This window comes from Nocardia sp. NRRL S-836, assembly GCF_001279525.1.
GTDB lineage: Bacteria > Actinomycetota > Actinomycetes > Mycobacteriales > Pseudonocardiaceae > Lentzea.
The window spans coordinates 54089-80240 of sequence record NZ_LGDY01000090.1 but is presented as its reverse complement, the minus strand read 5'-3'; the positions used below and the strand labels follow the sequence as shown (position 1 = coordinate 80240).

At 69.0% G+C, this 26152-nt stretch carries 30 protein-coding genes, 3 tRNA genes and 1 pseudogene; 28 read left to right on the top strand and 6 right to left on the bottom strand.

Annotated elements, in window-relative coordinates:
- Positions 1-82 precede the first annotated feature (82 nt).
- From ADL03_RS10525 to ADL03_RS10515, 3 genes are all read left to right on the top strand, one after another.
- On the top strand, positions 83-904 hold the full coding sequence (locus ADL03_RS10525) for an NAD(P)-dependent oxidoreductase (protein ID WP_197288241.1): 822 nt from the start codon (positions 83-85) through the stop codon (positions 902-904).
- Positions 901-1620 (top strand): SDR family NAD(P)-dependent oxidoreductase, encoded by a 720-nt coding sequence (locus tag ADL03_RS10520; RefSeq protein WP_053733190.1) that lies wholly within the window; start codon positions 901-903, stop codon positions 1618-1620. Before ADL03_RS10525 ends, ADL03_RS10520 begins: the two co-directional genes overlap by 4 nt.
- A gap of 83 nt (positions 1621-1703) precedes the next feature.
- Complete coding sequence (locus ADL03_RS10515; RefSeq protein WP_053733189.1) at positions 1704-2129, top strand: carboxymuconolactone decarboxylase family protein; 426 nt, start codon at positions 1704-1706, stop codon at positions 2127-2129.
- A 97-nt stretch (positions 2130-2226) separates the two neighbouring features.
- Here ADL03_RS10515 and ADL03_RS10510 read toward each other — a convergent pair whose 3' ends face one another.
- Together ADL03_RS10510 and ADL03_RS10505 are read right to left on the bottom strand one after the other, a co-directional pair.
- Positions 2227-2436 carry a hypothetical protein gene (locus ADL03_RS10510; RefSeq protein WP_231641723.1) on the bottom strand — a complete coding sequence of 70 codons (210 nt, stop codon included), beginning with the start codon at positions 2434-2436 and terminating at the stop codon, positions 2227-2229.
- Positions 2437-2597: 161 nt separating this feature from the next.
- Positions 2598-3392 carry a GNAT family N-acetyltransferase gene (locus tag ADL03_RS10505; RefSeq protein WP_053733187.1) on the bottom strand — a complete coding sequence of 265 codons (795 nt, stop codon included), beginning with the start codon at positions 3390-3392 and terminating at the stop codon, positions 2598-2600.
- A gap of 30 nt (positions 3393-3422) precedes the next feature.
- Between ADL03_RS10505 and ADL03_RS10500 the strand changes: the two genes are divergently transcribed.
- From ADL03_RS10500 to rplA, 12 genes are all read left to right on the top strand, one after another.
- Positions 3423-4175 (top strand): PhzF family phenazine biosynthesis protein, encoded by a 753-nt coding sequence (locus tag ADL03_RS10500; RefSeq protein ID WP_053733186.1) that lies wholly within the window; start codon positions 3423-3425, stop codon positions 4173-4175.
- 158 nt (positions 4176-4333) lie between these two features.
- Entirely contained in the window at positions 4334-6940 is a 2607-nt protein-coding gene (locus tag ADL03_RS10495) for a bifunctional diguanylate cyclase/phosphodiesterase (protein WP_053733185.1), read from the top strand.
- 74 nt (positions 6941-7014) lie between these two features.
- Positions 7015-7090 (top strand) — tRNA-Thr (locus ADL03_RS10490).
- A 42-nt stretch (positions 7091-7132) separates the two neighbouring features.
- Positions 7133-7205 (top strand) — tRNA-Met (locus ADL03_RS10485).
- Between the two features lie 87 nt (positions 7206-7292).
- Entirely contained in the window at positions 7293-7457 is a 165-nt protein-coding gene (gene rpmG, locus ADL03_RS10480) for a 50S ribosomal protein L33 (RefSeq protein ID WP_053733184.1), read from the top strand.
- Positions 7458-7527: 70 nt separating this feature from the next.
- The gene (locus tag ADL03_RS10475; protein WP_053733183.1) at positions 7528-7977 is read left to right on the top strand and encodes a MaoC family dehydratase N-terminal domain-containing protein; all 450 of its coding nucleotides are present in this window, start codon (positions 7528-7530) and stop codon (positions 7975-7977) included.
- On the top strand, positions 7974-8393 hold the full coding sequence (locus ADL03_RS10470) for a MaoC/PaaZ C-terminal domain-containing protein (protein ID WP_053733182.1): 420 nt from the start codon (positions 7974-7976) through the stop codon (positions 8391-8393). The genes ADL03_RS10475 and ADL03_RS10470 overlap by 4 nt, the downstream gene beginning before the upstream one ends.
- Positions 8394-8629: 236 nt before the next feature.
- Positions 8630-8702, top strand: a tRNA-Trp gene (locus tag ADL03_RS10465).
- Between the two features lie 34 nt (positions 8703-8736).
- Complete coding sequence (gene secE, locus ADL03_RS10460; protein WP_053733252.1) at positions 8737-9150, top strand: preprotein translocase subunit SecE; 414 nt, start codon at positions 8737-8739, stop codon at positions 9148-9150.
- Between the two features lie 40 nt (positions 9151-9190).
- Positions 9191-10024 (top strand): transcription termination/antitermination protein NusG, encoded by an 834-nt coding sequence (gene nusG / locus ADL03_RS10455; RefSeq protein WP_053733181.1) that lies wholly within the window; start codon positions 9191-9193, stop codon positions 10022-10024.
- Positions 10025-10109: 85 nt separating this feature from the next.
- A complete protein-coding gene (gene rplK, locus ADL03_RS10450) occupies positions 10110-10544 on the top strand; it encodes a 50S ribosomal protein L11 (protein WP_053733180.1) in 435 nt (144 codons plus the stop codon).
- Positions 10545-10625: 81 nt separating this feature from the next.
- Complete coding sequence (gene rplA / locus ADL03_RS10445) at positions 10626-11336, top strand: 50S ribosomal protein L1 (protein ID WP_053733179.1); 711 nt, start codon at positions 10626-10628, stop codon at positions 11334-11336.
- Between the two features lie 67 nt (positions 11337-11403).
- On the opposite strand, the gene ADL03_RS10440 is transcribed toward rplA, so the two are convergent.
- On the bottom strand, positions 11404-12408 hold the full coding sequence (locus tag ADL03_RS10440; RefSeq protein WP_053733178.1) for a GlxA family transcriptional regulator: 1005 nt from the start codon (positions 12406-12408) through the stop codon (positions 11404-11406).
- 12 nt (positions 12409-12420) lie between these two features.
- Here ADL03_RS10440 and ADL03_RS10435 point away from each other — a divergent pair, with 12 nt between their 5' ends.
- Positions 12421-13359: an NAD(P)-dependent oxidoreductase gene (locus ADL03_RS10435; protein ID WP_369808964.1), complete on the top strand. Its 939-nt coding sequence runs from the start codon at positions 12421-12423 to the stop codon at positions 13357-13359.
- Here the strand turns inward: ADL03_RS10435 and ADL03_RS48315 are convergent.
- From ADL03_RS48315 to ADL03_RS10420, 3 genes and pseudogenes are all read right to left on the bottom strand, one after another.
- The gene (locus tag ADL03_RS48315) at positions 13336-13536 is read right to left on the bottom strand and encodes a hypothetical protein (RefSeq protein WP_053733176.1); all 201 of its coding nucleotides are present in this window, start codon (positions 13534-13536) and stop codon (positions 13336-13338) included. The genes ADL03_RS10435 and ADL03_RS48315 overlap by 24 nt on opposite strands.
- Before the next feature lie 122 nt (positions 13537-13658).
- Positions 13659-13781 (bottom strand): annotated as a pseudogene (locus tag ADL03_RS50755) (ubiquinone biosynthesis protein UbiE); the annotation flags it as partial.
- Positions 13782-13835: 54 nt separating this feature from the next.
- Complete coding sequence (locus tag ADL03_RS10420) at positions 13836-14543, bottom strand: hypothetical protein (protein WP_053733174.1); 708 nt, start codon at positions 14541-14543, stop codon at positions 13836-13838.
- A gap of 242 nt (positions 14544-14785) precedes the next feature.
- Here ADL03_RS10420 and rplJ point away from each other — a divergent pair, with 242 nt between their 5' ends.
- From rplJ to ADL03_RS10360, 12 genes are all read left to right on the top strand, one after another.
- Positions 14786-15340 (top strand): 50S ribosomal protein L10, encoded by a 555-nt coding sequence (rplJ, locus tag ADL03_RS10415; RefSeq protein WP_053733173.1) that lies wholly within the window; start codon positions 14786-14788, stop codon positions 15338-15340.
- 56 nt (positions 15341-15396) lie between these two features.
- The gene (rplL, locus tag ADL03_RS10410) at positions 15397-15783 is read left to right on the top strand and encodes a 50S ribosomal protein L7/L12 (RefSeq protein ID WP_053733172.1); all 387 of its coding nucleotides are present in this window, start codon (positions 15397-15399) and stop codon (positions 15781-15783) included.
- Between the two features lie 315 nt (positions 15784-16098).
- Positions 16099-17154, top strand: coding sequence for an ABC transporter ATP-binding protein (locus ADL03_RS10405; RefSeq protein ID WP_053733171.1), 1056 nt, complete (start codon positions 16099-16101; stop codon positions 17152-17154).
- Positions 17151-17936: an ABC transporter permease gene (locus ADL03_RS10400; protein ID WP_053733170.1), complete on the top strand. Its 786-nt coding sequence runs from the start codon at positions 17151-17153 to the stop codon at positions 17934-17936. Before ADL03_RS10405 ends, ADL03_RS10400 begins: the two co-directional genes overlap by 4 nt.
- Positions 17936-18745 (top strand): ABC transporter permease, encoded by an 810-nt coding sequence (locus ADL03_RS10395; RefSeq protein WP_053733169.1) that lies wholly within the window; start codon positions 17936-17938, stop codon positions 18743-18745. Before ADL03_RS10400 ends, ADL03_RS10395 begins: the two co-directional genes overlap by 1 nt.
- Positions 18742-20058 carry an MCE family protein gene (locus ADL03_RS10390; RefSeq protein ID WP_053733168.1) on the top strand — a complete coding sequence of 439 codons (1317 nt, stop codon included), beginning with the start codon at positions 18742-18744 and terminating at the stop codon, positions 20056-20058. The genes ADL03_RS10395 and ADL03_RS10390 overlap by 4 nt, the downstream gene beginning before the upstream one ends.
- Positions 20055-21086, top strand: coding sequence for an MCE family protein (locus ADL03_RS10385; RefSeq protein ID WP_053733167.1), 1032 nt, complete (start codon positions 20055-20057; stop codon positions 21084-21086). Before ADL03_RS10390 ends, ADL03_RS10385 begins: the two co-directional genes overlap by 4 nt.
- Positions 21083-22084 (top strand): MCE family protein, encoded by a 1002-nt coding sequence (locus ADL03_RS10380; protein ID WP_053733251.1) that lies wholly within the window; start codon positions 21083-21085, stop codon positions 22082-22084. Before ADL03_RS10385 ends, ADL03_RS10380 begins: the two co-directional genes overlap by 4 nt.
- Positions 22081-23247 (top strand): MCE family protein, encoded by a 1167-nt coding sequence (locus ADL03_RS10375; protein ID WP_053733166.1) that lies wholly within the window; start codon positions 22081-22083, stop codon positions 23245-23247. The genes ADL03_RS10380 and ADL03_RS10375 overlap by 4 nt, the downstream gene beginning before the upstream one ends.
- The gene (locus tag ADL03_RS10370; RefSeq protein ID WP_053733165.1) at positions 23244-24404 is read left to right on the top strand and encodes an MCE family protein; all 1161 of its coding nucleotides are present in this window, start codon (positions 23244-23246) and stop codon (positions 24402-24404) included. The genes ADL03_RS10375 and ADL03_RS10370 overlap by 4 nt, the downstream gene beginning before the upstream one ends.
- Positions 24401-25627 (top strand): MCE family protein, encoded by a 1227-nt coding sequence (locus ADL03_RS10365; RefSeq protein WP_053733164.1) that lies wholly within the window; start codon positions 24401-24403, stop codon positions 25625-25627. The genes ADL03_RS10370 and ADL03_RS10365 overlap by 4 nt, the downstream gene beginning before the upstream one ends.
- Positions 25627-26142: a hypothetical protein gene (locus ADL03_RS10360; protein ID WP_053733163.1), complete on the top strand. Its 516-nt coding sequence runs from the start codon at positions 25627-25629 to the stop codon at positions 26140-26142. The genes ADL03_RS10365 and ADL03_RS10360 overlap by 1 nt, the downstream gene beginning before the upstream one ends.
- The last annotated feature ends 10 nt before the right edge of the window (positions 26143-26152 follow it).

Genomic DNA, 26152 nt, shown 5'->3' with positions numbered 1-26152 from the left:
CAGGATCCTTACCAAAAGGTGGGTACCTGACAAAATAGTAGGTACTTGTCGTTCTGTCAGCACCGGAACGAGCATGAACGCCATGGGGATCAAGAAAACGGTGAGCGTGCTCGGCCTCGGCCGCATGGGCAGCGCGCTCGTCTGCGCCCTGGTCAAAAAGGGCTACGACGTGACGGTGTGGAACAGGTCCGCGGACAAGGCGACGCCCGCGGGTGCGAAACGGGTCGACGAGCTGGAGGAAGCGTTCGCGGCGGAGGTCGTGGTGACGTGCCTGACCTCCTACGAGGTGCAGCAGCCGTTGCTGAGCAAGAACATCAGGACGTTGGTCAACCTCACCAGCGGCACGCCGGCGGAGGCGCGCGCCACGGCGAGGTGGGCCGCGGACAACGGGGTCGAGTACGTCGACGGCGTGATCATGGCGGTGCCGCCGCAGATCGGGACGCCCGGTGCGCGGATCCTGTTCAGCGGCAACGAGAACCACTATGTGCTGGACGCGTTCGGCGAGCCGGTGCACGTCGGGCAGGACGCCGGGCTGGCCGCCATGTACGACCTCGGGCTGCTCGGGATCATGTGGGCGACGTTCGCCGGGTACCTGCAGGCGGTCGCGTTGCTGGGCACGGAAGGCATCACGCCGCGGCAGTTCACGCCGATGGTCGCGCAGTGGCTGAACGAGCTCGGCGGCATGCTGCCGGAGCTGGGGGAGGAGACGCAGCACCGGAACTACGAGACCGAGGTGTCCGCTTTGGACATCAACGTCGCCGGGTTGCGCATGCTCACCGAGACCAACCGGGAGCAGGGCGTCGACGCCGCCCTGCCGCAGGCGCTGCACGACCTCTACCGGCGCGCCCAGGAGCAGGGCCACGGCACCCACAGCATCGCGAGTGTCATCGAGGTGATCCGGTGAAGTACCAGGGCAAGAAGGTCGTCGTCACGGGCGGCACGCACGGCATGGGCCGCGCGGTCGTGGACGAGCTGCTGGACAACGGGGCCGAGGTCCTGCTGACCGGGCGCCAGGGCGGCGACGTGGAGCACGGCTTCTCGCTGGACGCCACGGACCTCGGCGGCATCGCCGGGCTCAGGGCCGAGGCCGAGCGCCGCTTCGGCGGCATCGACCTGTTGTTCGTCAACGTCGGCTTCTCCACGCTGACGCCGTTCGCGCAGACCGGCGAGGCCGACTACGACACGACGTTCGACGTGAACACCAAGGGCGCGTTCTTCACCGCCCAGCAGCTGGCGCCGCTGATCCACGACGGCGGCTCGATCGTGTTCACCACCAGCGTCGCCACGGTGCTGGGCTCGCCCGGCCTGAGCGTCTACGCGGGTGCCAAGGCCGCGGTCAGGGCGTTCGCCAGGGGGCTCGCCGCGGAGCTCGCGCCGAGGGTCAGGGTCAACGTCGTCAGTCCCGGTTTCATCGACACGCCGTCGATGGGCGTGAGCGGGGTGTCGGAGGAGGTCCTGCGGCAGTTCAAGGAGCAGGGCGACCAGATCACGCCGCTCAAGCGCCACGGCACGTCCGACGAGGTGGCGAAAGCGGTGCTGTTCCTCGCCTTCGAGGCGACCTTCACGACCGGCACCGAGCTCGCCGTCGACGGTGGTCTCGGCCAGGGCGTCAGCGCCTGAGAAAAAACTCGCGCCGACCTGTCACACCTCCGCCGCCCGCCGGGTCAACAGGGCACAGGCGAAGACAGACAGGGAGAACGACGATGAGGATTGCCAACCCGGTCCTGAGCGTGCCCGGCGCGATGCAGGCGTTGCTGGCGTTGTCCGAGGCGGCGGCGACCACGGGGATCGACAAGGACCTCGCGGAGCTGATCTGCCTGCGGGTCAGCATCATGAACGGCTGCGGGGCCTGCATCGACTACCACACGAAGCTGCTGCGCGAGGCCGGTGTCGAGGACCGGAAGGTCTACGCGATCGCCGGCTGGCGGGACGTGCCGTACTACACCGACGCGGAGAAGGCGGCGTTCGCGCTGGCCGAGCAGGCGACGCACGTGCACGTCAGCGACGAGGTGTGGAACGGGGCCGCGGCGCACTTCGACGAGAAGCAGCTGGCCGGTCTCATGCTCGTGATCGGCGCGATCAACCTCTGGAACCGGATGAACGTGGGCACCCAGCAGAAGGTCGGCTGAAACAGCGAGGCCGGCGCGCAAGAGCTTCCTCTCTCTTGCGTGCCGGCCTCAGCGCGCAGCATACCCCATATCGAACAGATGTTCGATCACTCGGCGATCAACTCGCCGCGAGCGCCGCGCGCCCGTCCTCGGTCAGCTCGGCGCAGACGCGGTGGCCGAACCGGGTGGGCCGTGTCGCTCGCAGCAGGCCCGCGTACACGAGGTCGTGCGTCGCCGTCTGGTCGCAGCACGGCAGTCCGTCGACGTACAGCTCGGGTTCCGAGCCGCCCGTCACCTCGGCCCTACCGGCCTCGACAGCCCGCAGCATCGCGCGTGCTCTTCCGCTGAGCTCCATCTCGACCCCCAGGTGGTGTTCGAACCGCTTACCCCTTTGTCGAAATAGAGGCCCGATCCGTTCCGCGAGTACGGGTCCGTTCGGGTTCTTCACTCGTGCGAACGCGTGGATCGTGTCGCACTGGGCTGTTCGGGTCACGGCGACACGCCGGGAGCCGAGCGCAGGGCGGGCCGGCGCACCCACGTGGTCCAGCGCGGCCGGTAGCCGTGCGAGTACCAGAACGGCGTCGAGCGCGGGTTCGGCAGGGCGTGGTGCAGCAACGTCGACGCCACGCCGGAACGGTCCATCACCGAGTGCACGTGCGCCACGAGCGCGCTGCCCGCACCGGTGCCGCGCGCGTCCGGCCGCACGCCGAGGTGGCCGAAGTACGCGAACGGGCGGCCGTTCGCGAACGGCTCCATCCACAGCGCGTCCTGCGGCATGTCGACGTAGGCCATCCCGACGGGCGTGTCGCCGCGGACGGCGAGCCACATCGCCTCGTGGTCCCGGTCGAGCGCGCCGGCCAGCGAGGTCCGCAGGTGCCGTTCGCTGTCCGGGCGTTCGGTGACCATGCCGAACTGGGCGTCGTACCGCACCGTGTGCATGTTCAGCTCGACCGCGACGTCCAGGTCGGCGTGGGTGGCCGGACGGATCCGCACGTCGGACGGGCGGTGCGGCACCACGACGCCGGCGCGGCGCTCGGCGACCACGAGCAGCGGCGCGAAACCGTGCCGGATCAACGCGGGCGCGTCGCCGGTCTCGTGGCTCGGCAGCGTCACGACCGCGGCGGTGTCGTCGTCGTCCACGCCGGTGAGCCGGGTCTCCCACTCGTCGAGCAGCGCGGGCAGGTCCCACCCCCGCTGCCACTGCAGGCTGTGCACCCGCAGGGCGGTCCAGGTGGGCTGCAACGAGTCCGCGTCCGCCTCGCGGTAGGAAAAAGTCTCGGGCACGCGACCACTTCTACATGGCAGGGTCGGCCTGTGGAGATCTACGTCGTGGATTCGTTCACCACCGAGCGCTTCGCGGGCAACCCGGCCGGAGTCGTCCTCCTGACCGAACCGCGCGACGACGGGTGGATGCAGAACGTCGCAGCCGAGATGAAGCACGCCGAGACGGCCTTCGTCACCCCTGACAACCACCTGCGCTGGTTCACCCCGGAGGTCGAGGTCGACCTCTGCGGACACGCCACGCTGGCCACCGCTCACGTGCTGGGAGGGGAGCAGAGGTTCACCACGCGTAGCGGTGTGCTCACCTGCACACCCGACGACGGGTGGATCCGGATGGACTTCCCGGCGGACCCACCAGAGTTGACTGACCCGCCAGTCGGCCTAATAGAGGCACTCCCACATGCGACGATCAAGTCGATCGCCCGCGGCCGCTTCGACTACCTCGTCGAGGTCGGCAGTGCGGAGGAAGTCCGTTCCCTGCGCCCCGACGTCCAAGGACTGACACAGATCTCGTCACGCGGAGTGATCGTCACGGCCGTCGGCGACGGGGAGGCGGACATCGTCAGCCGGTGCTTCTACCCGGCCGCCGGCATCCCGGAGGACCCCGTCACCGGTTCGGCCCACTGCACCCTTGCGTCCTATTGGGTGCCTCGGCTGCAACGCGCTGACCTGCTGGCGGAGCAGGCGTCGGCGCGTGGCGGGTTCCTCAGGGCCACCCTCGCCCAAGATCGTGTGCTGCTCTCGGGGCAGGCCGTGACGGTGCTCCACGGGCGCCTCATCGACTAGCCACGTCTGGGTGAACCGACGTCACTAGGGGTGCTCGACCTGCCATTTCGTCCCCCGAGCGGGGTACATTGGTGCCCCTGGAGGGGTCCTGCTCGCACAGCACGGGACCCCTCAGTCACGCCTGAGCGTTCCCCATCCCGGGCCGTCGAGGAGGCTGGATGTCCGACCGAGCGTCGGCCCCCGTGTCGGACTCGGCCGCCTGGTCGGCCAAGTCGACCAACCGCGCGTTCAGCGCGTTCGCCGTCACCCTCCTGGTGGCCGGTGTCGTGTGCGCGGGCATGGTCGCGGCCTGGCTCCCCGAGAAGGAGCACACCTCCCTCTTCTGGATCGGCCCGCTGCTCGTCGTCGGCTTCCTGCTGGCCGAGCAGCTGGCGATCAACGTCGACGTCCGCAGCGGCGTCGCCTGGACGATCTCCTTCACCGAGATCCCGCTGGTGCTGGGCCTGCTCGTGGCCCCGTTCGAGGTCGTGCTCGCCGCGCACGTCGTCGCGGGCGTCGGCACGTTGCTCGGCCGCCGGATCCTGGACCGCGCCGTCTACAACGCGGGCCTGATGTTCATGGAGATCTCCGTCGCGTTCGCCGCGGCGGCCGCCGTGAACCGGATGGTCGGCGAGGGCGGGCCGTTCTGGGCCGGCGCGTTCGTCGGCACGATCACCGTGCCGTTGCTCGCGAGCGTGCTGGGCCTGTGCGCGCTGCGGCTCATGGGCAAGTCGATGCGGGTGGGCAACAGCCTGCGGCTCGTGCTCCAGACGCTGGTCGTGGCGCTGCTGAACACCTCGGCCGGCCTCGTCGGCTACCAGATCGTCTCCACCACGCAGTGGGGCGGCCTGCTGATCGTCCTGGTGCTGGCCGGGATCGTCGCCACCTACCTCGCCTACTCCGGGCTGCTGCGCGAACAGCGCGACCTGGAGGCGCTGAGCGAGGTCAGCCTGCGCGTCGCACGTTCAGGGCAGCACGGCACCGGCCCGCGCCAGCCGGAGGACGACCTCACGGCGAACGTCGAAGAGGACGAGTGGCAGCTCATCGCGGAACGCATCCGCGAGCAGCTCAACGCCAACCGGGTCGTGCTGCGCCTGCGCACCGACCCGCAGGAAGCCATGATCACCCTCGTCGCCGGCGAACCGCTGCCCGACGAGATGACCGCGACGGACCCGCGGGCCGTGCGCGAAGACCCCGTCCTGCAGCTGCCCGGCACGCACGTCCGCTACTACCGAGTGGCCGACGCGACCGAGGACGTCACCGAGGCCCTGCTGCGCCGTGACGCGCAGGAGGCGCTGGTGGTGCCGTTGCGCGGCGCGACCCAGCTGCTCGGCGCCGTCGAGGCGCACGACCGGCTCTCCCGGTGGCGCGGCTTCGGCAAGGCCGACATCCAGCTGCTGCGCACGCTCGCCTCCCACCTCGCGACCGCCGTGGACAACCGGCGGCTGCTCGCCCGGCTGCGCCACGACGCCTACCACGACCCGCTGACCGGCCTGCTCAACCGGCCGGGCTTCCGCGAGGCGTGCGCCGAACCGCTGCGCGAGTCGGAGAAGGCCGTGGTGCTGCGCATCGACCTCGACATCCTGTCGACGGTGTCCGACGCGCTCGGCCAGGCCTGGGGCAACCGCATGGTCGTCGCCGCCGGACGCCGTCTGCGCGACGCTCTCGGCGCCGACGTGCCGCTGGCGCGGCTGGAGGGCGGCGCCTTCGCGGCGTTCCTCGACGACTCGCGCGCGGTGACCGCGCACGAGATCGCCGACCGGCTGCGCGCGGGCCTCTCCGTGCCGTACCCGGTGGACCGGCTGACCGTCGAGGCCTCCGCGGTCGTGGGGTACGCGTCCAAAGCGGACTCCGAGACCGAGGACCCCGACCCGGACACGTTGCTGCAGCGGGCGGACGTCGCCGTGCGCGCCACATCCGAGGGCGCGCCGGTGCGCGCGTACGCGCCGAGCATGGGCCAGATCTTCCTGCGCCGCTTCCAGCTCGTGACGCAGTTCCGCCAGGCCGTCGAGACCGGGCAGATCTCCGTGCACTACCAGCCCAAGGTCGCCCTGCCCTCACGCCAGGTCGTGGGCGCGGAGGCGTTGGTGCGCTGGACACATCCCGAGTTCGGCCGCGTCGACCCCGACGAGTTCGTGCCGGCCGTCGAGGCCACCGGCCTGGTGGACGTGCTGACGGACTTCGTGATGGACCGGGCGCTGGAACGCGTGCGGCGCTGGCTCGACCGCGGGCTGCGGATGTCCATCGCGGTCAACCTGTCCGTGCGGACGCTGGCCGACGAGGACTTCCCCAACCGCGTGGCCGCCGCGCTGGAACGCCACGACGTGCCGTCCGGCCTGCTGACCTTCGAGCTCACCGAGTCGGGCGTCATGGCCGACCCCGAGCGCGCGCTGCCGGTGCTGCGGCGCCTGCACGCGATCGGCGTCGTGCTGGCCGTCGACGACTTCGGCACCGGCTACTCGTCGCTCGCGTACCTGCGCCAGCTGCCGGTGGACGAGGTGAAGATCGACAAGTCGTTCGTGCTCGGGATGGGCACGGACCTCGGCGACATGGCCGTGGTGCGGTCGATCGTGGAGCTGGGGCACTCGCTCGGTCTCGTGGTCGTGGCCGAGGGCGTCGAGGACGACGCCGCGCGCGACCAGCTGGTCGGGATGGGCTGCGACGTCGCGCAGGGGTACCTGATCTCGCGGCCGCTGTCCGAAGATCGCTTCGAGGCGTGGCTGCGGGCCCGAACCGTGCAGGTCAGGGGTGCCCGGGATGAGACGGTGCTCACCTTGGTGCACTGAGGCACCCCCCGGATTTCGTACTCGGAGGATGGGTGTTGTAGAGTTCTCCTCGCTCGGCAAGAACGAAAGAGCAAGCCCCTTTAGCTCAGTCGGCAGAGCGTCTCCATGGTAAGGAGAAGGTCTACGGTTCGATTCCGTAAAGGGGCTCCACTACTGGCCGCGGTGCTGAGCATCGCGGCTGTGGTGTGTTAAAGCGGTGTAGCTCAGTTGGTAGAGCAAGCGGCTCATAATCGCTGTGTCGCCGGTTCAAGTCCGGCCACCGCTACTCAGCAAGATCCCCGCCGGGCGGTAAGCCCGCACCGGTTGCCTCCTCCGAGGTCGGGGCCAGCGTGCTCTCAGGAAGGCAAGGACCGTGGCTGCAACCGACGTACGCCCGAAGATCACCCTCGCGTGCGAGGAGTGCAAGCACCGGAACTACATCACCAGGAAGAACCGGCGCAACGACCCGGACCGCCTGGAGGTCAAGAAGTTCTGCCCGAACTGCAAGACGCACCGCGCGCACAAGGAAACCCGCTGAACGCGTAGCGAGTCTTCGACGAGGCCCGTCCCACATCTGGGGCGGGCCTCGTCGCATATAGGCTCGATCGGTGCCTCTCGACCCCGCCTTCATCGGACGCAGTTATCCGCCGTCGCAGCCGTACGACGTGAGCCGCGAGAAGATCCGCGAGTTCGCCGACGCGATCGGTGCCACCAGCCCGGCCTACCGCGACGCCGACGCGGCGAAGGCGTTGGGGCACAGGGACGTCATCGCCCCGCCGACGTTCGCGATCGTGGTGTCGATGAAGACGAACGAGACGGTCATGTTCGACCCGGAGCTGCGGCTCGACTACAGCCGCGTCGTGCACGGCGACCAGAACTTCGTCCACCACCGGCCCGTCACCGCGGGCGACCAGCTCGTGTGCGTGGCGCACATCGACGCCATCACCTCCCGCATGGGCAACGACATGGTGACCGTCCGGACCGAGATCAGCACGGTCGACGGCGAGCCCGTCACCACCGCCAGGTCGATGCTCGTCGTGAGGGGAGAAGACGCGTGAGCGCGAACGTCGTGACCGAGGTCGGCACCGAGCTGCCGGCGCTGTCCGTCCGCCTGACGCGCGCCGACCTGGTGCGCTACGCGGGCGCCTCGCTGGACTTCAACCCCATCCACTGGAACGAGAAGACCGCGAAGGACGTCGGCCTGCCGGACGTGATCGCGCACGGCATGCTCACGATGGCCGTGGCGTCGCGGATCGTCGCGGAGTGGGTCGGCGACCCCGGAGCGATCGTCGAGTACGGCTGCCGGTTCGGCCGGCCGGTCGTGGTGCCCGACGACGGCGAGGGCGCGCTGGTCGAGGTGACCGCGAAGGTCACCAAGGACCTCGGCGACGGAACTGTGAAGGTCAACATCAGCGCGGCTTTTGACGGCAAGTCGGTGTTGACGGGTGCGTTCGCGCGCGTGCGGGTCGGCTGATCATGTGATCAACAACACCACCGGACCGCCTGATCCGGTGGTGTTTGCCGTGCTCAAGGGAGATCCGGGCCACTGTGCGACCGCGGTTGCCCGACCCTGATTCGTCTTCTCGGTGCTCGTGTGGGTAGGCTGTGCGACAGGCCGCTCGACTGATGCTTGGGGCGGTCTGGTTGGAATGGACGGGGCAGGCTCCCGTACACTTCCTGCGTGGCCAGGGGGTCTCTCGTGGATCCCGAAGGGGCGTAGCTCAACTGGCAGAGCAGCGGTCTCCAAAACCGCAGGTTGCAGGTTCAAGTCCTGTCGCCCCTGCTGTCGAAGCGTCATGGGTGGAGTGGAGGACGGCATGAGCGAGGGCCGCGAGCTGGACCAGCCGGAGGAGCGCGAAGGCGCTGTCCGGCCGTCCACTGCTGCGGCGCGGCGTGAACGTCGTGCCTCCTCTCGCCCGGCCGCCCGCAAGGACGGCAGCAGCGCTGAGTCGAAGAAGAGCGCCGTCAAGTCCGACGACTCGGGCGACGACGCGAAGAAGGGTCGCCCGACGAAGGCCCGTGATGGACAAGAGAAGGGTCCCTCGCTGATCGGGCGGTTCTTCCGCTACATCCGCGAGGTCATCGGCGAACTCCGCAAGGTGATCTGGCCGACGCGCAAGCAGCTCGTCACCTACACCGGTGTTGTCCTGGTGTTCGTGGTCGTGATGGTCGCGCTGGTGTGGGCTCTCGACCTCGGCTTCGGCGCGGCTGTTTTCGAGTTGTTCGGCTGAGCCGGACAGCTGCCGCTGCAATCAGGAAGCGAGATCCACAGTGACCTCCGATAACGGCGTCGACGCCCAGGAGAAGACCGACCTCATTGACGACGAGGTGTCGCAGGACGCCGCGGTCGACGAGACGGTCGAGTCGGAGGCTGTGGACTCCGAGGACTCGGACACCGTGGCCGAGGCCGACGAAGCCGAGACCGACGCCGACCAGGCCGAAGCTGACGAAGACGTCGACGTTCTCGCCATCGACGAGACCCCGATCGACGAAGAGATCGCCGACCCCGCCGAAGAGCTGCGTCAGGCCCTGCGCCACGCGCCCGGCGACTGGTACGTCGTGCACTCCTACGCCGGCTACGAGAACAAGGTCAAGGCGAACCTCGAGACCCGTATCCACACGCTCGACATGGAGGACTACATCTTCCAGGTCGAGGTGCCGACCGAAGAGGTCACCGAGATCAAGAACGGCCAGCGCAAGCTGGTGCAGCGCAAGGTGCTGCCCGGCTACATCCTGGTCCGCATGGAGCTCACCGACGCGTCCTGGAGCGCCGTCCGCAACACGCCGGGCGTGACCGGGTTCGTCGGAGCCACCTCCAAGCCCTCGCCCCTCACGATCGACGAGGTGCTGAAGTTCCTGCTCCCGCAGGGTGAGCAGAAGCCGGCAGAGGGCAAGAAGGCCGCCTCCACCACCGCGCCGAAGCCGACGATCGAGGTCGACTTCGAGGTGGGCGAGTCGGTCACCGTCATGGACGGCCCGTTCGCCACGCTGCCCGCCACGATCAGCGAGGTCAACGCGGACGGCCAGAAGCTGAAGGTCCTGGTGTCGATCTTCGGCCGGGAGACGCCGGTCGAGCTGTCGTTCAGCCAGGTCTCCAAGATCTGAGCGGTTCCCTCGAGAGAGGAACCGATCGGCCACGCTGCGGCTGGCAGGGCCGCGCGCGGACACCGCAATAACAGGAAGTACGGACATGCCACCCAAGAAGAAGAAGCTGTCAGCGATCATCAAGCTGCAGATCAAGGCTGGTGCCGCCAACCCGGCGCCGCCCGTTGGTCCCGCGCTGGGTCAGCACGGCGTCAACATCATGGAGTTCTGCAAGGCCTACAACGCCGCGACCGAGTCGCAGCGCGGTCAGGTCGTGCCGGTCGAGATCTCCGTGTACGAAGACCGCTCGTTCGACTTCAAGCTGAAGACCCCGCCCGCCGCGAGGCTCATCCTCGCCGCTGCCGGTGTCGACAAGGGCTCCGGCGAGCCGCACCGCCTCAAGGTCGCCAAGGTGACCATGGAGCAGGTGCGTCAGATCGCGCAGACCAAGATGGTCGACCTGAACGCGAACGACATCGACCAGGCCGCGAAGATCATCGCCGGCACCGCCCGTTCCATGGGCATCACGGTCGAAGGCTGATCGCACCCTTTCTCGAGCAAGCGTGGGAGAGCCGAGCGCGGCTCATTCACCACGAACTGATCCACGGTTAGGAACAGACATATGAAGCGCAGCAAGGCCTACAAGGCCGCAGCGGAGCTGGTGGACCGGGAGCGGCTGTACTCGCCGCTGGAGGCCGCCAACCTCGCCAAGGAAACGTCCAAGGTGAAGCTGGACGCCACCGTCGAGGTCGCGATTCGCCTCGGCGTCGACCCTCGCAAGGCCGACCAGATGGTCCGCGGCACCGTGAACCTGCCGCACGGTACGGGCAAGACCGCCCGCGTGATCGTCTTCGCAACCGGTGACAAGGCCGCTGAGGCCGAGGCCGCCGGTGCGGACGCTGTCGGCGCCGAGGACCTCATCGAGCGCATCCAGGGTGGCTGGCTCGACTTCGACGCCGCGATCGCGACCCCCGACCAGATGGCCAAGGTCGGTCGCATCGCCCGCATCCTCGGCCCGCGTGGCCTGATGCCGAACCCCAAGACCGGCACCGTGACCCCCGAGGTCGCGAAGGCGGTGAACGACATCAAGGGCGGTAAGATCAACTTCCGCGTTGACAAGCAGGCCAACCTGCACTTCGTCATCGGCAAGGTGTCGTTCGAGCCCGAGAAGCTGGTCGAGAACTACGCGGCGGCGCTGGACGAGGTCCTTCGCGCGAAGCCGTCCGCGGCCAAGGGCCGGTACGTCAAGAAGGTCACCGTCTCCACGACGATGGGCCCTGGCATCCCGGTCGACCCGAACCGCACCCGCAACATGCTGGTGGACGAGGCCTGAGCCTCGCGGTTCCGAGTTCGTTCGTGAAAGGCCCCCGGCTCGCGCCGGGGGCCTTTTGCATGCGCCGTCAGTGGTGCTCGGCGGGGGGAGCGGCCTGCTTCCGCCGCTCCGGTTGCCACGCCTGCCGGTAGTCGCTGGGCGACACCCCGACCTGCTTCAGGAAGTGGTGCCGCAGGTTGTTCGCCGTGCCGATGCCGCTCAACGCCGCGATCTTCTCCACCGACAGGTCGGTCGACTCCAGCAGCACCTGCGCCCTGGCGACGCGTTCGTTGAGCAGCCACTGCAGCGGCGTGGTGCCGGTGGCCGCGTGCAGGCGGCGGTAGAACGTCCGCGGGCTCACAGCGGCGCGGCGGGCCAGGGAGCCGATGGTCAGAGGTTCGTCCAGGCGTTCGCGGGCCCAGTCGAGGACCGGGGTGAGGCCGTCGTCGTCCTGTGCGGGGACGGAGAGGTCGATGAACTGGCTCTGGCCGCCGGGGCGGTGGGCGGGGACCACCATGCGGCGTGCGAGCTGGTTGGCGACGTGGGCGCCCAGGTCGCGGCGGACCAGGTGCAGGCAGAGGTCCAGGCCCGCGGTCATGCCCGCGCTCGTCAGGACGTTGCCGTCGTCGACGTAGAGGACGGAGTCGTCGACCTGGACGTCCGGGTAGCGCTCGGCGAGCAGGGCGGTGTGCATCCAGTGGGCGGTGGCTCTGCGGCCGTCGAGGATGCCTGCCTCGGCCAGGGCGAAGGCGCCCACGCACAACGAGACCATGCGGGCGCCTGCGTCGTGGGCGGTGCGGAGGGCCTCGACCAGGTCGGGTGGGACCGGGGCGTTTTCCTCGATCACCTCTTCCGGCACCCACGGCACGATGACGGTGTCGGCGCGTGCGATGTCTTCGAGGGTGTGCGTGGTGTGCACGGTGAAGGTGGGGTTCGGGGTGCGGCCTGTGGTGCTGCACCACCACATCTCGTACCAGGGGTCGGCGAGGTCGGGTTGCGGGGTGCCGAAGACGGCTGCGGGGATGCCCAGTTCGTAGAGGTCCAGGACGCCGAAGTCGGCGGGGACGACCAGGGCGACGGAACCGGCGCTCATGGCGGCCAGCCTATGGCAGGAATTTGGTGGACGGGGGCAATCCTGTCACTGGTTGAGGTGATCACGCGCGGCGAAGCTGGGGGCATGACATCTGACGCGATCACCGTTCTCGGGCTGGGCAACCTCGGTGTTGCTGTGGCGCAAGCGTTTCTGCGGGGTGGGTGCCGCACGGCGGTCTGGAACCGTTCTGCGGCAAAGGGTGTGGCACTTGAGGGGAGCGGTGCTGTCGTCGCCGGCACGGTTCAGCAGGCAGTGGCGAGTGGTGGGCTCGTGGTGGTGGCCGTGCTCGATCACCAAGCGGCGCAAGAGGTTCTGCGTGGCGTGGACGTGCGCGGGCGGGCGTTGGTGAACCTCACCTCCGGTACGCCGGAGGAGGCGCGCGAGCTGGCGCGGTGGGCTGCGGAGAACGGGGCCGAGTACCTGCACGGGGCCGTGTACGCGGTGCCGCAGACGATCGGGACGGACGAGTCGGCCATCAACTACAGCGGGTCCGCCGCGGTGCACGAGCGGTGGCGCGAGCGGTTGGCGTTGCTCGGGAGGGTCACGTACCTCGGGACGGACGCCGGGCTGGCCTCCGGGTACGACGTGGCGATCCTGTCGGGGATGTACGGGCTGATCGGTGGGTTCCTGCACGCCGTGGCGCTGGCGCGGGCCGGTGGGATCAAGGCGGCCGAGCTCACGCCGATGTTGTTGTCGTGGCTGACGGACCTGCACCCGGCGCTGGTCACGTTCGCCGAGGAGGCCGACCGCGGGGACTACGCCGGGGGCGAGTCGAGTCTGGCGATGAACCAGTCCGGGCTGGCCATGCTGGTCCGCGCCACCGAGGCGCAGGGCGTGCCGTTCGCCGCGCTCGGCTCGTTCAAGGCGCTCGTCGACGAGCAGGTCGCCGAGGGGCGTGGCACGGAGAGCCTTGCCCGGGTCGTCGAGTCACTGCAACGGCCTGCGGGCTGACAGCAGGAACACCAGCGGCGTCGCCAGGAAGTCGCCAGTCGACAGGTCCGCGAGCCACCGTTCGCCGACCGCGCGGTCGATGGCGCCCGCGCGGATCGCGCGTTCGGTGTTGCGGGTGAAGGCGCAGATGCGGTCGGCGGTCTCGAAGTCGTGGAAGACCGGTGCCGCGGTGTGCACGGCCTGGACCTCGAAGCCGGCGGCGCGGGCCAGGCGGGCGAGCCGGCGGCCGATGGTGGCGTTGCGGACCGCGGGTCGACGTCCACGCCGATCACCCGGCCGGTGGTGGTGACCGCGTCGGCCATCGCAGCCAGGTCGGTGCCGGGGCCGCAGCCCAGGTCGAGGACGGTCAGGCCCGGCCGCAGTTCGAGCAGGCCGAGCAGCTGCCGCTTGTAGTCGACGGCCACCGCGGCCACGTCGGCCATGTACTCGACCTTGTCAGGGCTGGGCACCTCCAGTGCGTCCGCCATGCATCCCGATCAACCACAGGTGCCGGGGGACCAGTCGGTGATCACCCAGCCGGAGTTGACCTTCTCGACGACGAACGTGCCCAGCCGCGGGCCGCCCTCGACGGTCAGGGCGCAGGAGTCGATGGTGACCTTCGTGGAGACCGGGGTCTTCAGCATGTCGGGCGGGAACAGCACCTGCTGGTACCGGTCGACGCTGGTGACCTGGGCTTTCAGCTTCCTGACCGCATCGCCGCAATCGCTTGCGCCGTAGGCGTTCGCGAACTTCTGGCGGGTGTCGTCGCGCAGGATCAGGGTGCAGGCGCGGGTCGTGTCGGCGAAGGAGACGTGCTTGTAGAACATGCCGACGGTGCCCTGCAGGCCGGCGGGTGCGGACAGGCCCTGGGCCGCGCCGGTCACGCCGCCGCTGTCCTGGGCGATGTCGCCGGGGTCCTCGACGCCGAAGAAGTGGTTGTAGGCCCAGATGGCCGAGCCGAGCACGACGAGGAACGTCAGCACGCGCCAGAACAGCGCGCTGCCCAGCACGACCAGCAGCCAGCGGAGGCGGTTGTTCGGCTGCTTCGGCGGCTGCGGTGCCTGGCCGGTCGCCTCCTGGTAGCGCTGGAACTCCTGGAAGCGCTGGAACTCCTGGAACTGCCGCAGCTGCTCAGGGTCCACCGGGGGCTGCGGCGGCGGGGAGGGCTGCCGAGGTGCGATGTCCTTGCCGGGCTCGTCCGTCACAGGTCACATCATGCCGATTTGGAGTGGTGGCACACAGTCGAGTACTGTTTTCGTTGGTTCTACCGAAGACCGCAGGTTTTCTCCGCGAGGAGAACGAAGGCCCCGTTGCAACACGGGCGGCCCGCGCAGGGAGGACGAGGCCAGCTTCTCGCAACGCCCCGTGCTGCTTGTGCGCGTGGGCGTTTTTGTTGTTTCGGAGCCTTCTCCACCTGGCGGTCACCCAGCCCAGAGAGGAGGCGATCATGGCGAAGCCCAGCAAGGTTACGGCGGTCGCTGAGCTCGCGGACCAGTTCCGCAGCAGCTCGGCAGCGGTTGTCACCGAGTACCGTGGCCTCTCCATGGCGCAGCTCACGACGCTGCGTCGCGCTCTCGGCGCGGGCACCAAGTACACCGTCGCGAAGAACACGCTGGTCAAGCTGGCTGCCGCGGACGCCGGCATCGAGGGCCTCGACGCCCTCCTGTCCGGTCCGACCGCCATCGCGTTCGTCGACGGCGAGCCCGTCGACGCCGCGAAGGCGATCCGCGACTTCGCGAAGGACAACAAGGCCCTGATCATCAAGGGCGGCTTCATGGAAGGCCGCCCGCTCTCGGTTGACGAGGTCACGGCTATCGCCGACCTCGAGAGCCGTGAGGTGCTGCTCGCGAAGCTCGCGGGCGCGATGAAGGGCAACCTGGCCAAGGCCGCGGGTCTGTTCAACGCCCCGGCTTCCCAGGTCGCTCGCCTGGCTGCTGCCCTGCAGGAGAAGAAGGCCGAGTCGGCTCCCGCCGCCGAAGCCGACGCTCCCGCCGAAAGCTGATCACCCGAAGACACACCCGACGCTTTCGCGCGGGAAATTAGAAAGGACCGCCGATCATGGCGAAGCTCAGCACCGAAGAGCTGCTCGACGCGTTCAAGGAGATGACCCTCCTGGAGCTGTCGGCGTTCGTGAAGCAGTTCGAGGAGACCTTCGAGGTCACCGCCGCGGCTCCGGTCGCCGTCGCCGCCGCCGGCCCGGCCGGCCCCGCCGCCGCCGAGGTCGAGGAGAAGGACGAGTTCGACGTCGTCCTCGAGTCGGCTGGCGAGAAGAAGATCCAGGTCATCAAGGTCGTCCGCGAGGTCGTCTCGGGCCTGGGCCTGAAGGAGGCCAAGGAGCTGGTCGAGTCCGCTCCGAAGCCGATCCTCGAGGGTGTCGCGAAGGACGTCGCGGACGCCGCCAAGGAGAAGCTCGAGGCTGCCGGCGCCAAGATCACCCTCAAGTGATCTGGGCCCCTCCGGGGGCTTGGCGTTCTGCCGCTTGAAACGGGCGTGCACCCACAACGGGGGTGCACGCCCGTTTTGCTGTCCGCACCCGCGTGACTTGCGAAACGGAGCGGGTGTGAGGTGTGCCACGTGCCGGTTCGTGGTTGTCGGGGAGTGGTCCAGGCGGCGGTGACCGTTGTGCGAGGTCACGCTCAGTGCTGTTATCCGACCGCAACCGCCATTAACCCAACTGGTGAGTAACCTCCCGCGAACGAACTCGTTGCCCAGGTGTGACGCCGATCCCCCCGGCGTCGTCGGGTGTGTGCGGAGGTGCGGATGGGCGTCGAGGTGGTCGTCGAGGGTCTGACGAAGTCCTTCGGCAAGCAGACCATCTGGCAGGACGTCACGCTCACGTTGCCGCCGGGTGAGGTCAGCGTGATGCTCGGGCCGTCGGGTACCGGCAAGAGCGTGTTCCTGAAGTCGTTGGTGGGGCTGCTCAAGCCCGAACAGGGCAAGATCGTCATCAACGGCACGGACCTGGTGCGGTGCTCGGAGCACAAGCTGTACGAGATCCGGAAGATGTTCGGCGTGCTGTTCCAGGACGGTGCGTTGTTCGGGTCGATGAACCTGTACGACAACATCGCCTTCCCGCTGCGCGAGCACACCCGCAAGAGCGAGGCCGAGGTCAGGCGGATCGTCCTCGAGAAGATGGAGATGGTCGGTCTCGTCGGCGCGGAGAAGAAGCTCCCCGGTGAGATCTCCGGCGGCATGCGCAAGCGGGCGGGGCTCGCGAGGGCGCTGGTGCTGGACCCCGAGATCATCCTGTGCGACGAGCCGGACTCGGGCCTCGACCCGGTCAGGACCGCCTACCTGAGCCAGTTGCTGATCGACCTCAACGCGCAGATCGACGCGACGATCCTGATCGTCACCCACAACATCAACATCGCGCGCACGGTGCCGGACAACCTCGGCATGCTGTTCCGCCGCGAGCTGGTCATGTTCGGGCCGCGCGAGGTGCTGCTGACCAGCGACGAGCCGGTCGTGGAGCAGTTCCTCAACGGACGGCGGCTCGGGCCGATCGGCATGTCGGAGGAGAAGGACCAGGCCACGATGGCCGCGGAGCAGGCGCACGCGGACGCGGGGCACTCGGACGGGTCGCCCGACGGGGACGTGCGCGGGATCATCCCGCAGCTGGAACCGACGCCGGGGCTGCCGTACCGGGACGCGGTGCGCAGGCGCAAGGACCGGGTCATGTCGATCATCCACCAGCTGCCCCACGAGGCCCAGCTGGGGATCATCGAGAGCCTCACACCCGATGAGCAGGTGCGGTACGGCGTGCACGCGGGCAGCGTGACGCCGAGCCCGTGGCCGCGGCACGGCGGTGTGCTGTGACCGCGCCGACGACGTTCCCCGGCGCCGGTGCGCTGCGGGAGACCGGGAAGCTGTGCCAGCTCGGCATCGACGTGGTGCGCACGACGTTCCGCCGGCCGTTCCAGCTGCGCGAGTTCATCCAGCAGAGCTGGTTCATCGTCAGCGTGACGGTGCTGCCGACGGCGCTGGTGTCGATCCCGTTCGGCGCGGTCATCGCGTTGCAGCTGGGCAGCCTGACGCGGCAGATCGGCGCGCAGTCGTTCACGGGCGCGGCCAGCGTGCTCGCGATCATCCAGCAGGCCAGCCCGATCGTGACGGCCCTGCTCATCGCGGGCGCGGGCGGCTCGGCGATCTGCGCGGACCTCGGGTCCCGCACGATCCGCGAAGAGATCGACGCGATGGAAGTGCTCGGCGTGTCACCGATCCACCGGCTGGTGGTGCCCAGGGTGCTGGCGGCGATGCTGGTGTCCGTGCTGCTCAACGGCATGGTCAGCGTCGTCGGCGTGCTCGGTGGCTACTTCTTCAACGTGATCATGCAGGACGGCACGCCCGGCGCCTACCTCGCGAGCTTCAGCGCGCTGGCGCAGCTGCCGGACCTGTGGATCAGCGAGCTCAAGGCGCTGATCTTCGGGTTCATCGCGGGCATCGTGGCCGCGTACCGGGGGCTCAACCCGGCGGGCGGGCCGAAGGGCGTCGGGGACGCGGTGAACCAGGCCGTGGTCATCACGTTCCTGCTGCTGTTCTTCGTCAACTTCGTCCTCACCACGATCTACCTGCAGGTCGTGCCCGCGAAGGGGAGCTGATGGCGAACAAGGCACTGTCCACACTGGATGGTTTCGGCGACCAGCTGGCGTTCTACCTCAAGGCGCTGGCGTGGACGCCGCGTGCGCTCAAGCGGTACTCGAAGGAGACGCTGCGGCTGCTGGCCGAGGTGAGCTTCGGCTCCGGCGCGCTCGCGGTCATCGGCGGCACGATCGGCGTGATGGTCGGGCTGAGCGTCTTCACCGGCACGGTCGTGGGCCTGCAGGGCTTCACGGCGCTCAACCAGATCGGCACGAGCGCGTTCGCCGGCTTCGTGAGCGCCTACTTCAACACCCGCGAGATCGCGCCGCTGGTCGCGGGCCTCGCCCTGAGCGCGACGGTCGGGTCCGGCTTCACCGCGCAGCTCGGCGCGATGCGGATCTCCGAGGAGATCGACGCGCTGGAGGTCATGGGCATCCCGAGCCTGCCGTTCCTGGTCACCACGCGGATCATCGCCGGGTTCGTCGCGATCATCCCGCTGTACGTGATCGGCCTGCTCACGAGCTACCTGGCGGCCAGGACGATCACGGTCGAGTTCTACGGCCAGTCGGCGGGCACGTACGACCACTACTTCAACCTGTTCCTGCCACCGGTCGACGTGCTCTGGTCGTTCGGCAAGGTGCTGGTCTTCGCGGTCGTGATCATCATGACCCACTGCTACTACGGCTACCGCGCCTCGGGTGGACCCGCGGGCGTCGGCGTGGCCGTGGGGCGCGCGGTGCGGACGGCGATCGTCACGACCGCGCTGCTCGACTTCTTCCTGAGCCTCGCGATCTGGGGTGCGACGACGACGGTGAGGATCGCGGGATGAGGAAACGGCTGCTCGGTGTCGCGTTCCTCCTGGTGATCGCGATGTTCCTGTCGCTCACGGTGGCGCTGTACAAGGACGCCTTCGGCGACTACGTGAAGGTGACGCTCAAGACCGACCACATCGGCAACCAGCTGATGGCCGCGAGCGACGTCAAGGTGCGCGGGCTGATCGTCGGCTCGGTCAAGGCCGTCCGCACCAGCGGCAACGGCGCCGAGCTGGAGCTCGCGCTGCTGCCGGACAAGGTCGGGCTGATCCCCGCCAACGTCTCCGCGCGCCTGCTGCCCAAGACGTTGTTCGGCGAGCGGTACGTGAACCTCGTGCTGCCGCAGCGCAAGGACTCCGCGATCCGCGAGGGCGCGGTGATCGAGCAGGACCGCACCAGCAGCGCGATCGAGCTGGAACGGGTGCTGAACAACCTGATGCCGGTGCTGCAGGCGATCCAGCCGGAGAAGCTCGCCACGACCCTCACGGCGTTGTCGCAGGCACTCGACGGCCGCGGCAAGCCGCTCGGGCAGACGCTGGTGTCCCTGGACGCCTACCTCGGTGAGCTCAACCCGCAGCTGCCCGCGCTGAAGGAGAACATCTCCAGGCTCGCGGACGTCGCGAACGTCTACTCCGACGCCGCGCCGGACCTGCTGCAGGCGCTCAACGACATGACCACGACGACCAAGACCGTCGTCGACCAGCGCGACAACCTGCTCGCCCTGTACGGCTCGCTGACCACGACCTCGCAGGACCTGACGAGCTTCCTGGCGGTCAACAAGAACAACATCATCCAGCTGGCGGACACCAGCCGGCCGACGCTCGAGCTGCTGGCCAAGTACGCGCCCGAGTACCCGTGCCTGCTCAAGGGCCTCGCGGAGTTCCAGCCGGTCATCGCCAAGGCGTTCGGCGAGGGCACCAACGAGCCCGGCCTGCACATCACGCTGGAGATCACGAACAACCGCGGCAAGTACAAGCCCGGCGTGGACGACCCGAAGTACCAGGACAAGCGCGGTCCGCGCTGCTACGACCTGATCCCGCGGCCCGACCCGTTCCCGCAGTACCCGCCGGAGGGCCCGGTCAAGGACGGCTCCAGCTCGCCGCCGCCCGCGCGCGTGGCCAACGACGGGATCCTGCCGCCCGCCACCGCGGGCAACGCCACCTCGCCGTCGGCCGCGGCCGCGCTGAACCTCGCGAACTCGCCGGAGGAGGCCCGCATGATCGCGGCGCTGTTCGGCCCGCGGATGGGCGTCGACCCGCAGGACGTGCCCGGCTGGTCGAGCCTGCTGCTCGGTCCGCTCGTGCGCGGCACGGAGGTGACGGTCAGGTGAAAGGCGTGCTCGCCCCGCTGCTGAAGCTGATCACGTTCGCCGTGGTCACCATCCTCGCCACGACCCTGCTCGCGGTCACCATCGCCAACGTCAACCTGGGCGCCGCGACCGACTACAAGGCGCGGTTCACCGACGTGACCGCGTTGAACTCCGGCGACGACATCCGCATCGCCGGTGTCCGCGTCGGGCAGGTCGACGAGATCAGGGTGGTCGACCGCAAGGTCGCCGAGGTGTCGTTCTCGATCGACGGCGACCGCAGGCTGCCGGAGGCGGTGACCGCGACGATCAAGTACCGCAACCTGGTGGGACAGCGCTACATCGCGCTCGAGGCCGGCACCGGTGACACGCGGGCGGTGCTGCCGGAGGGCGGCACGATCCCGTTGGAGCGCACCAAGGCCGCGCTCGACCTGACGGTGCTGTTCAACGGCTTCAAGCCGCTCTTCCAGGCGCTGTCGCCGGAGGACGTGAACAAGCTGTCGTTCGAGATCATCCAGGTGCTGCAGGGAGAGGGCGGCACGATCGACAGCCTGCTGCGGCACACGGCGTCGCTGACCAGCACGCTGGCCGGCAAGGACAAGGTGATCGGCGAGGTCGTCGACAACCTCAACACCGCGCTCGACACCGTGAACTCCCGCGGCGACGACCTGAACAACCTCGTGATCACGTTGCAGCAGCTGGTGTCCGGACTCGCGCAGGACCGGCAGCCGATCGGTGACGCCATCACCGCGCTCGGCGACCTGACCAACGCCACCGCGGGCCTGCTGGAGCAGGGCCGCGAACCGCTGCGCAACGACATCGCCCAGCTCGGCATCGTCTCGAAGACGCTGGCGGACAACGAGGTGCTCGTCGAGGGCGTGCTCCAGCGGCTGCCGAACAAGCTGGAGACGATCACCAGGACCGCGACCTACGGCTCGTGGTTCAACTTCTACCTGTGCGAGGCCAGCGGCCAGATCGCCGTGCCGCCGGTCATCACCAACCCGGTCCCGATCACGGCGTTGCCGGTGACGCAGCAGAGGTGCCGCCGATGAAGCAGCGCAACCCCATCGCCACCGGCGCGATCAGCCTGACGTTGATCGCACTGCTGCTGCTCGCCGCGTTCTACTCCGACGACCTGCCGATCGTGGGCGGCGGCACGAGCTACGCGGCGGACTTCAGCGAGGCCGCCGGTCTGGTGCCGGGCAACGAGGTCCGCGTCGCCGGCGTGAAGGTCGGCAAGGTCACCAAGGTCAGGCTGAACGGCGACCGGGTGCGGGTGACGTTCAAGGTCAAGGACGCCTGGGTGGGTGACCGGACGACCGCGATGATCCGCATCAAGACGTTGCTGGGCCAGAAGTTCCTGGCGCTCGACCCGCAGGGCTCGCAGCCGTTGTCGCCGGGCGACCCGATCCCGAAGGAACGCACGCTCGCGCCGTACGACGTGAACGAGGCGTTCAACGGGCTCGCGACGACCGTCGGGCAGATCGACACCAAGCAGCTCGCGGACAGCTTCACCGTGCTGTCCGAGACGTTCAAGAACTCGCCGGAGCACGTCCGCGGCGCGCTGGACGGCCTGTCGGCGTTGTCGAAGACGATCTCCTCGCGCGACGAGCAGCTCGCGAAGCTGCTGGACAACACCCGGCAGCTGACGAAGACGTTGGCCGACCGCAACGCCGAGTTCGAGAAGCTGCTCGCGGACGGCAACCTGCTGCTCGGCGAGCTGCGCAAGCGGCGCGAGTCGATCAGGGCGGTGCTGGACGGCACCCGCGACCTGGCCCGCGAGCTGTCCGGGCTGGTCACGGACAACCAGAACCAGCTCAGGCCGGCGCTGGACCAGCTCGGCCGGGTCACCACGATCCTGCAGCGCAACCAGGACAACCTCGACCGCAGCCTGGCGTTGCTGGCGCCGTTCTACCGGGTGTTCGCGAACACCCTGGGCAACGGCCGCTGGTTCGACACCTACATCTGCGGTCTGCTGCCGCCCTCGGTGAACCTTGGCGTCGTCGGGTTCAACGAGGAAGGCTGCCTGCCGCCGGGGGTGCAGCGATGACGACTGTCGTGAACAGCAAGGCCGGCCGGTTCATCGCGATCGCGTGCGTGCTCGCGCTGGTGCTGACCGCCGCACTGTGGTGGGTCTTCAACGGCATGAACGGCCGCAAGGTCACGGCGCACTTCGCGGCGGTCGTCGGTGTCTACCCCGGCGGTGACGTGCGGGTGCTCGGCGTGAAGGTGGGCACCATCGACGAGGTCACGCCGGAGGGCAAGACCGTGAAGGTCGTGTTCACCGTCGACCGCGACGTGCGGGTGCCGGCGAACGCGCAGGCCGTCGTGGTCTCGCCGAGCGTGGTCAGCGACCGGTATGTGCAGCTCTCGCCCGCCTACACCGGCGGTCCGGCGCTCGCGGACGACGCCGTGATCCCGCGGGAACGCACCGCGACGCCGGTCGAGCTGGACGAGCTGTACTCGTCGCTGGACAAGCTCACGACCGCGTTGGGCCCCAACGGCGCGAACGCCGACGGTGCCTTGGCGGACCTGCTGAACGCGGCGGCGAAGAACCTCGAAGGCAACGGCCAGGCGCTCAACGACACGCTGAAGAACCTCGGTCAGGCCACCCGGACGTTGTCGGGGTCGAAGGAGGACCTCTTCGCGACCGTGGACAACCTGCAGAAGTTCACCGCGATGCTGGCCGCGAACGACAGCCAGGTGCGGGACTTCAACCGGCAGCTCGCGGACGTGTCGAAGCTGCTCGCCGACGAACGCGGCGACCTCGGTGCCGCGCTCAGCGAGCTGGCGACCGCGTTGCAGCAGGTGCAGGGGTTCATCAAGGACAACCGCGCCGGGCTCAAGTCCAACGTGGACAAGCTGGCGTCGATCACGCAGGTGCTGGTGAACCAGCGCGCGGCGCTCGCCGAGACGCTGGACGTGGCACCGCTGGCGCTGGGCAACCTGCAGAACTCCTACAACGCGGCGTCCGGCACGCTCGACACCCGCGCGAACATCAACGAGCTCAACCAGCCGCCGATCGTGCTGATCTGCAAGCTGGTGCAGCAGGCGACGCCGAACAACGTGCCGCCGGTGCTCGCGAACACGTGCAAGCAGCTGGAACCCTTGCTGAGCGGTGCGATCCCGTTGAAGTCGCCCGCCGAGGTGCTCGGGGACCTCAACTCGGGCAAGCTGCCGCTGCCCCTGCCGCTCGCGGGGGTGCCCAGGTGAAGAGGCTCGCTCTGGCCCTCTCCGCGCTGGTGCTGGTCGCCGGCTGCGGTTCCGGCGGGTTCGACGGCGTCTACAACATGCCGCTGCCCGGTGGCGCGGACGTGGGCGACCACCCGTACCGGGTGAAGGCGCACTTCAAGGACGTGCTGGATCTGGTTCCGCAGGCGGGCGTGAAGGTCAACGACGTGCCGGTCGGCCGGGTGGAGCGCATCGACCTCGCTCCCGACGGCTGGACCGCCGAGGTCACGCTGCTCGTCAACGGCGACGTGCAGCTCCCGGCCACCGCGTACGCGAACCTGCGCCAGTCGGCGTTGCTGGGCGAGAAGTTCGTCGAGCTCGGCAAGCCCGCGAAGGACGACCAGGCGCAACCGGCCGCCGGGAAGCTGGCGGACGGCTCGGTGATCCCGATCGAGAAGACCAACCGCAACCCCGAGGTCGAAGAGGTCTTCGGCGCGTTGTCGTTGCTGCTCAACGGCGGTGGTGTCGCGCAGCTGCAGAACATCACCAAGGAGCTCAACGCGACGTTCGAGGGCAACGAGCAGGAGATCAGGTCACTGCTGGGCAACCTCGACACGTTCGTGGGGGAGCTGGACAAGCACAAGGCGGAGATCGTCCGTGCGCTCGACTCGATGAACCGGCTGGCCGGGACGCTCGCGCAGCAGCGGGACAAGATCACCGTCGCGCTGACCGACCTGGAGCCGGGCCTGAAGGTGCTGGCCGAGCAGCGCACGCAGCTCGTGACGCTGCTGCAGTCGTTGAACAAGCTCTCCGACGTCGCGGTGGACACGGTCAACCGCAGCCGCGACGACATCGTGGCCGACCTGAAGGCGTTGCAACCGACCCTGACCAAGCTCGTGGAGTCGGGGCAGAACCTGCCGAAGGCGCTGGAGCTGATGCTGACCTACCCGTTCCCGGACGCGGCGGTCGACGGCATCAAGGGCGACTACACCAACGCGTTCATCGACCTCGACCTCAACCTGGGCAACGTCCTCGACAACCTCGGCCGGTCGCGGCAGACCCCGCTCGACGGGATCCTGCCCCCGAGCCAGGGCACCCCGCTGCCGTTGCCGAACCTCCCGCTGCCCGGCATCGGCCAGGGCACCGGGTCGGGACTCGGTGACATCCTCGGCGGCCTGCTGGGAGGTGGACGCAAGTGATCACCAGGGGCACCAAGCTCAAGGTCGTGGCGTTCGTGCTGGTCGCGCTGCTGGGCATCTCGTACGTCAGCGCGAACTACGTCGGCCTCTTCCGGTCGTCGGCCACGGTCGTGACGATGCAGCTCGCCGACTCCGGCGGCATCTTCTCCAACGCCGAGGTCACCTACCGCGGCGTCACGATCGGCCGGGTCGGGCAGCTGCGGCTGACCGCCGACGGCGTCGAGGCCGACCTGGAGCTCAACGCCGACGCACCGCGGGTGCCGGCGGCGACCGAGGCCGTCGTCGCGAACCGGTCCGCGGTCGGCGAGCAGTACGTGGACCTGCGGCCGCGGACCGACTCCGGGCCCTACCTGGAGGCCGGGTCGGTGATCCCGCGGTCGGCGACCAAGACGCCGCCGCCGGTGGACGGGCTGCTGACCAACCTCGACGCGTTCGCCACCTCGGTGCCGACGGACTCGCTGAAGGTCGTGGTCGACGAGCTGCACACGGCGTTCAACGGCACGGGCGGCGACCTGCAGGTGCTGATCGACAACACCGCGGCGTTCACGGCCGCGGCGCGCGAGCACCTGCCGCAGACCACGCAGCTGCTCAAGGACGGGCGGATCGTGCTGGCCACGCAGGCCGCGTCCGGTGGCGCCATCCGGTCGTTCAGCGGTGACCTGCGGTTGCTCGCCGAGCAGCTCAAGGCCTCCGACGGCGACCTGCGGCGGTTGATCGTGGCCGTGCCGCCGGCGTCCGAGCAGGTGTCGGCGCTGCTGCGGGAGAGCGGGCCGAACCTCGGCGTGGTGTTCGCGAACCTGCTGACCACCTCGAACATCCTGGTCACGCGGCGCGACGGGCTGGAGCAGATCGCCGTGACGTACCCGATCGCCGTGGGCGGTGGTTTCACCGTGGCGCCGGGTGACGGGTCGGCGCACTTCGGGCTGGCGTTGAACGTGTTCGACCCGATGCCGTGCACGGTCGGGTACGAGGGCACGCGGATCCGGCCGGGCAACGACACCTCGCCGGCACCGTTGAACACGCAGGCCTACTGCGCCCTCGCGCCCGGAAGTGCCACCTCGGTGCGCGGGTCGCAGAATGCTCCGTACGGCGGGACGCCGGTCGGCACCGCCGTGACCCAGCCCGGCCTGGAGCCGACCACCGGAACGCAGAACACCGCGCCGGAGGTGCCGCTGCTGACGTCGCTGGGCCAGCTGCTGGGCCTGCCAGAGGGGAAGAGGTAGTGCGGATCTTCACCGCCAGGACGTTCCTGGCCGTCGCGGCGGTCCTCGCGGTGCTGAGCTTCGGGTTCGCCGCCTACTCCGGCGTCGCCTGGTACTCGGCGGCCCACTCGTCGGAGTCGTCGTTCGCCTCGGCGCGCGACGAGGCGCGGCGGGCGGGCGAGGTCGGCATCACGAACTTCCTGACGCTCGACTACCGCAAGGTCGACGAGGACCTGCAGCGCTGGCTGAGCTCGTCGACCGGCGAGCTGCGCGCGGAGATCGACAAGGACAAGGACTCGCGCAAGAAGCAGCTCGTCGACGCGAAGTCGGTGACGACCTCGAAGGTCCTCGACGCCGCGGTCTCCGAGCTCGACGACCGCGCGGGCACCGCCGAGCTGATCGCCGTGGTCGAGAGCACCGTGACCCCCGACGGCGGCCAGCCGGTCACCAAGATCAACCGGTACCTGACCAAGCTCACGCGCACGGACGACGGCTGGAAGCTGAGCCAGCTGGGCCCGCTGCGGGCCGGCGTCTGATCCGGCCAGA

Excerpts from the sequence above, each read along its gene's own strand:
- rplK (WP_053733180.1), top strand. The coding sequence starts at position 10,110 with ATGCCACCCAAGAAGAAGAAGCTGTCAGCGATCATCAAGCTGCAGATC.
- ADL03_RS10440 (WP_053733178.1), bottom strand. The coding sequence starts at position 12,408 with ATGAGCGCCGGTTCCGTCGCCCTGGTCGTCCCCGCCGACTTCGGCGTC.
- ADL03_RS10515 (WP_053733189.1), top strand. The coding sequence starts at position 1,704 with ATGAGGATTGCCAACCCGGTCCTGAGCGTGCCCGGCGCGATGCAGGCG.
- ADL03_RS10380 (WP_053733251.1), top strand. The coding sequence starts at position 21,083 with ATGAAGCAGCGCAACCCCATCGCCACCGGCGCGATCAGCCTGACGTTG.
- rplJ (WP_053733173.1), top strand. The coding sequence starts at position 14,786 with ATGGCGAAGCCCAGCAAGGTTACGGCGGTCGCTGAGCTCGCGGACCAG.
- rplA (WP_053733179.1), top strand. The coding sequence starts at position 10,626 with ATGAAGCGCAGCAAGGCCTACAAGGCCGCAGCGGAGCTGGTGGACCGG.
- ADL03_RS10510 (WP_231641723.1), bottom strand. The coding sequence starts at position 2,436 with ATGCTGCGGGCTGTCGAGGCCGGTAGGGCCGAGGTGACGGGCGGCTCG.
- secE (WP_053733252.1), top strand. The coding sequence starts at position 8,737 with ATGAGCGAGGGCCGCGAGCTGGACCAGCCGGAGGAGCGCGAAGGCGCT.
- ADL03_RS10525 (WP_197288241.1), top strand. The coding sequence starts at position 83 with ATGGGGATCAAGAAAACGGTGAGCGTGCTCGGCCTCGGCCGCATGGGC.
- ADL03_RS10495 (WP_053733185.1), top strand. The coding sequence starts at position 4,334 with ATGTCCGACCGAGCGTCGGCCCCCGTGTCGGACTCGGCCGCCTGGTCG.
- ADL03_RS10390 (WP_053733168.1), top strand. The coding sequence starts at position 18,742 with ATGAGGAAACGGCTGCTCGGTGTCGCGTTCCTCCTGGTGATCGCGATG.
- ADL03_RS10395 (WP_053733169.1), top strand. The coding sequence starts at position 17,936 with ATGGCGAACAAGGCACTGTCCACACTGGATGGTTTCGGCGACCAGCTG.
- ADL03_RS10405 (WP_053733171.1), top strand. The coding sequence starts at position 16,099 with ATGGGCGTCGAGGTGGTCGTCGAGGGTCTGACGAAGTCCTTCGGCAAG.
- rplL (WP_053733172.1), top strand. The coding sequence starts at position 15,397 with ATGGCGAAGCTCAGCACCGAAGAGCTGCTCGACGCGTTCAAGGAGATG.
- ADL03_RS10375 (WP_053733166.1), top strand. The coding sequence starts at position 22,081 with ATGACGACTGTCGTGAACAGCAAGGCCGGCCGGTTCATCGCGATCGCG.
- ADL03_RS10435 (WP_369808964.1), top strand. The coding sequence starts at position 12,421 with ATGGCAGGAATTTGGTGGACGGGGGCAATCCTGTCACTGGTTGAGGTG.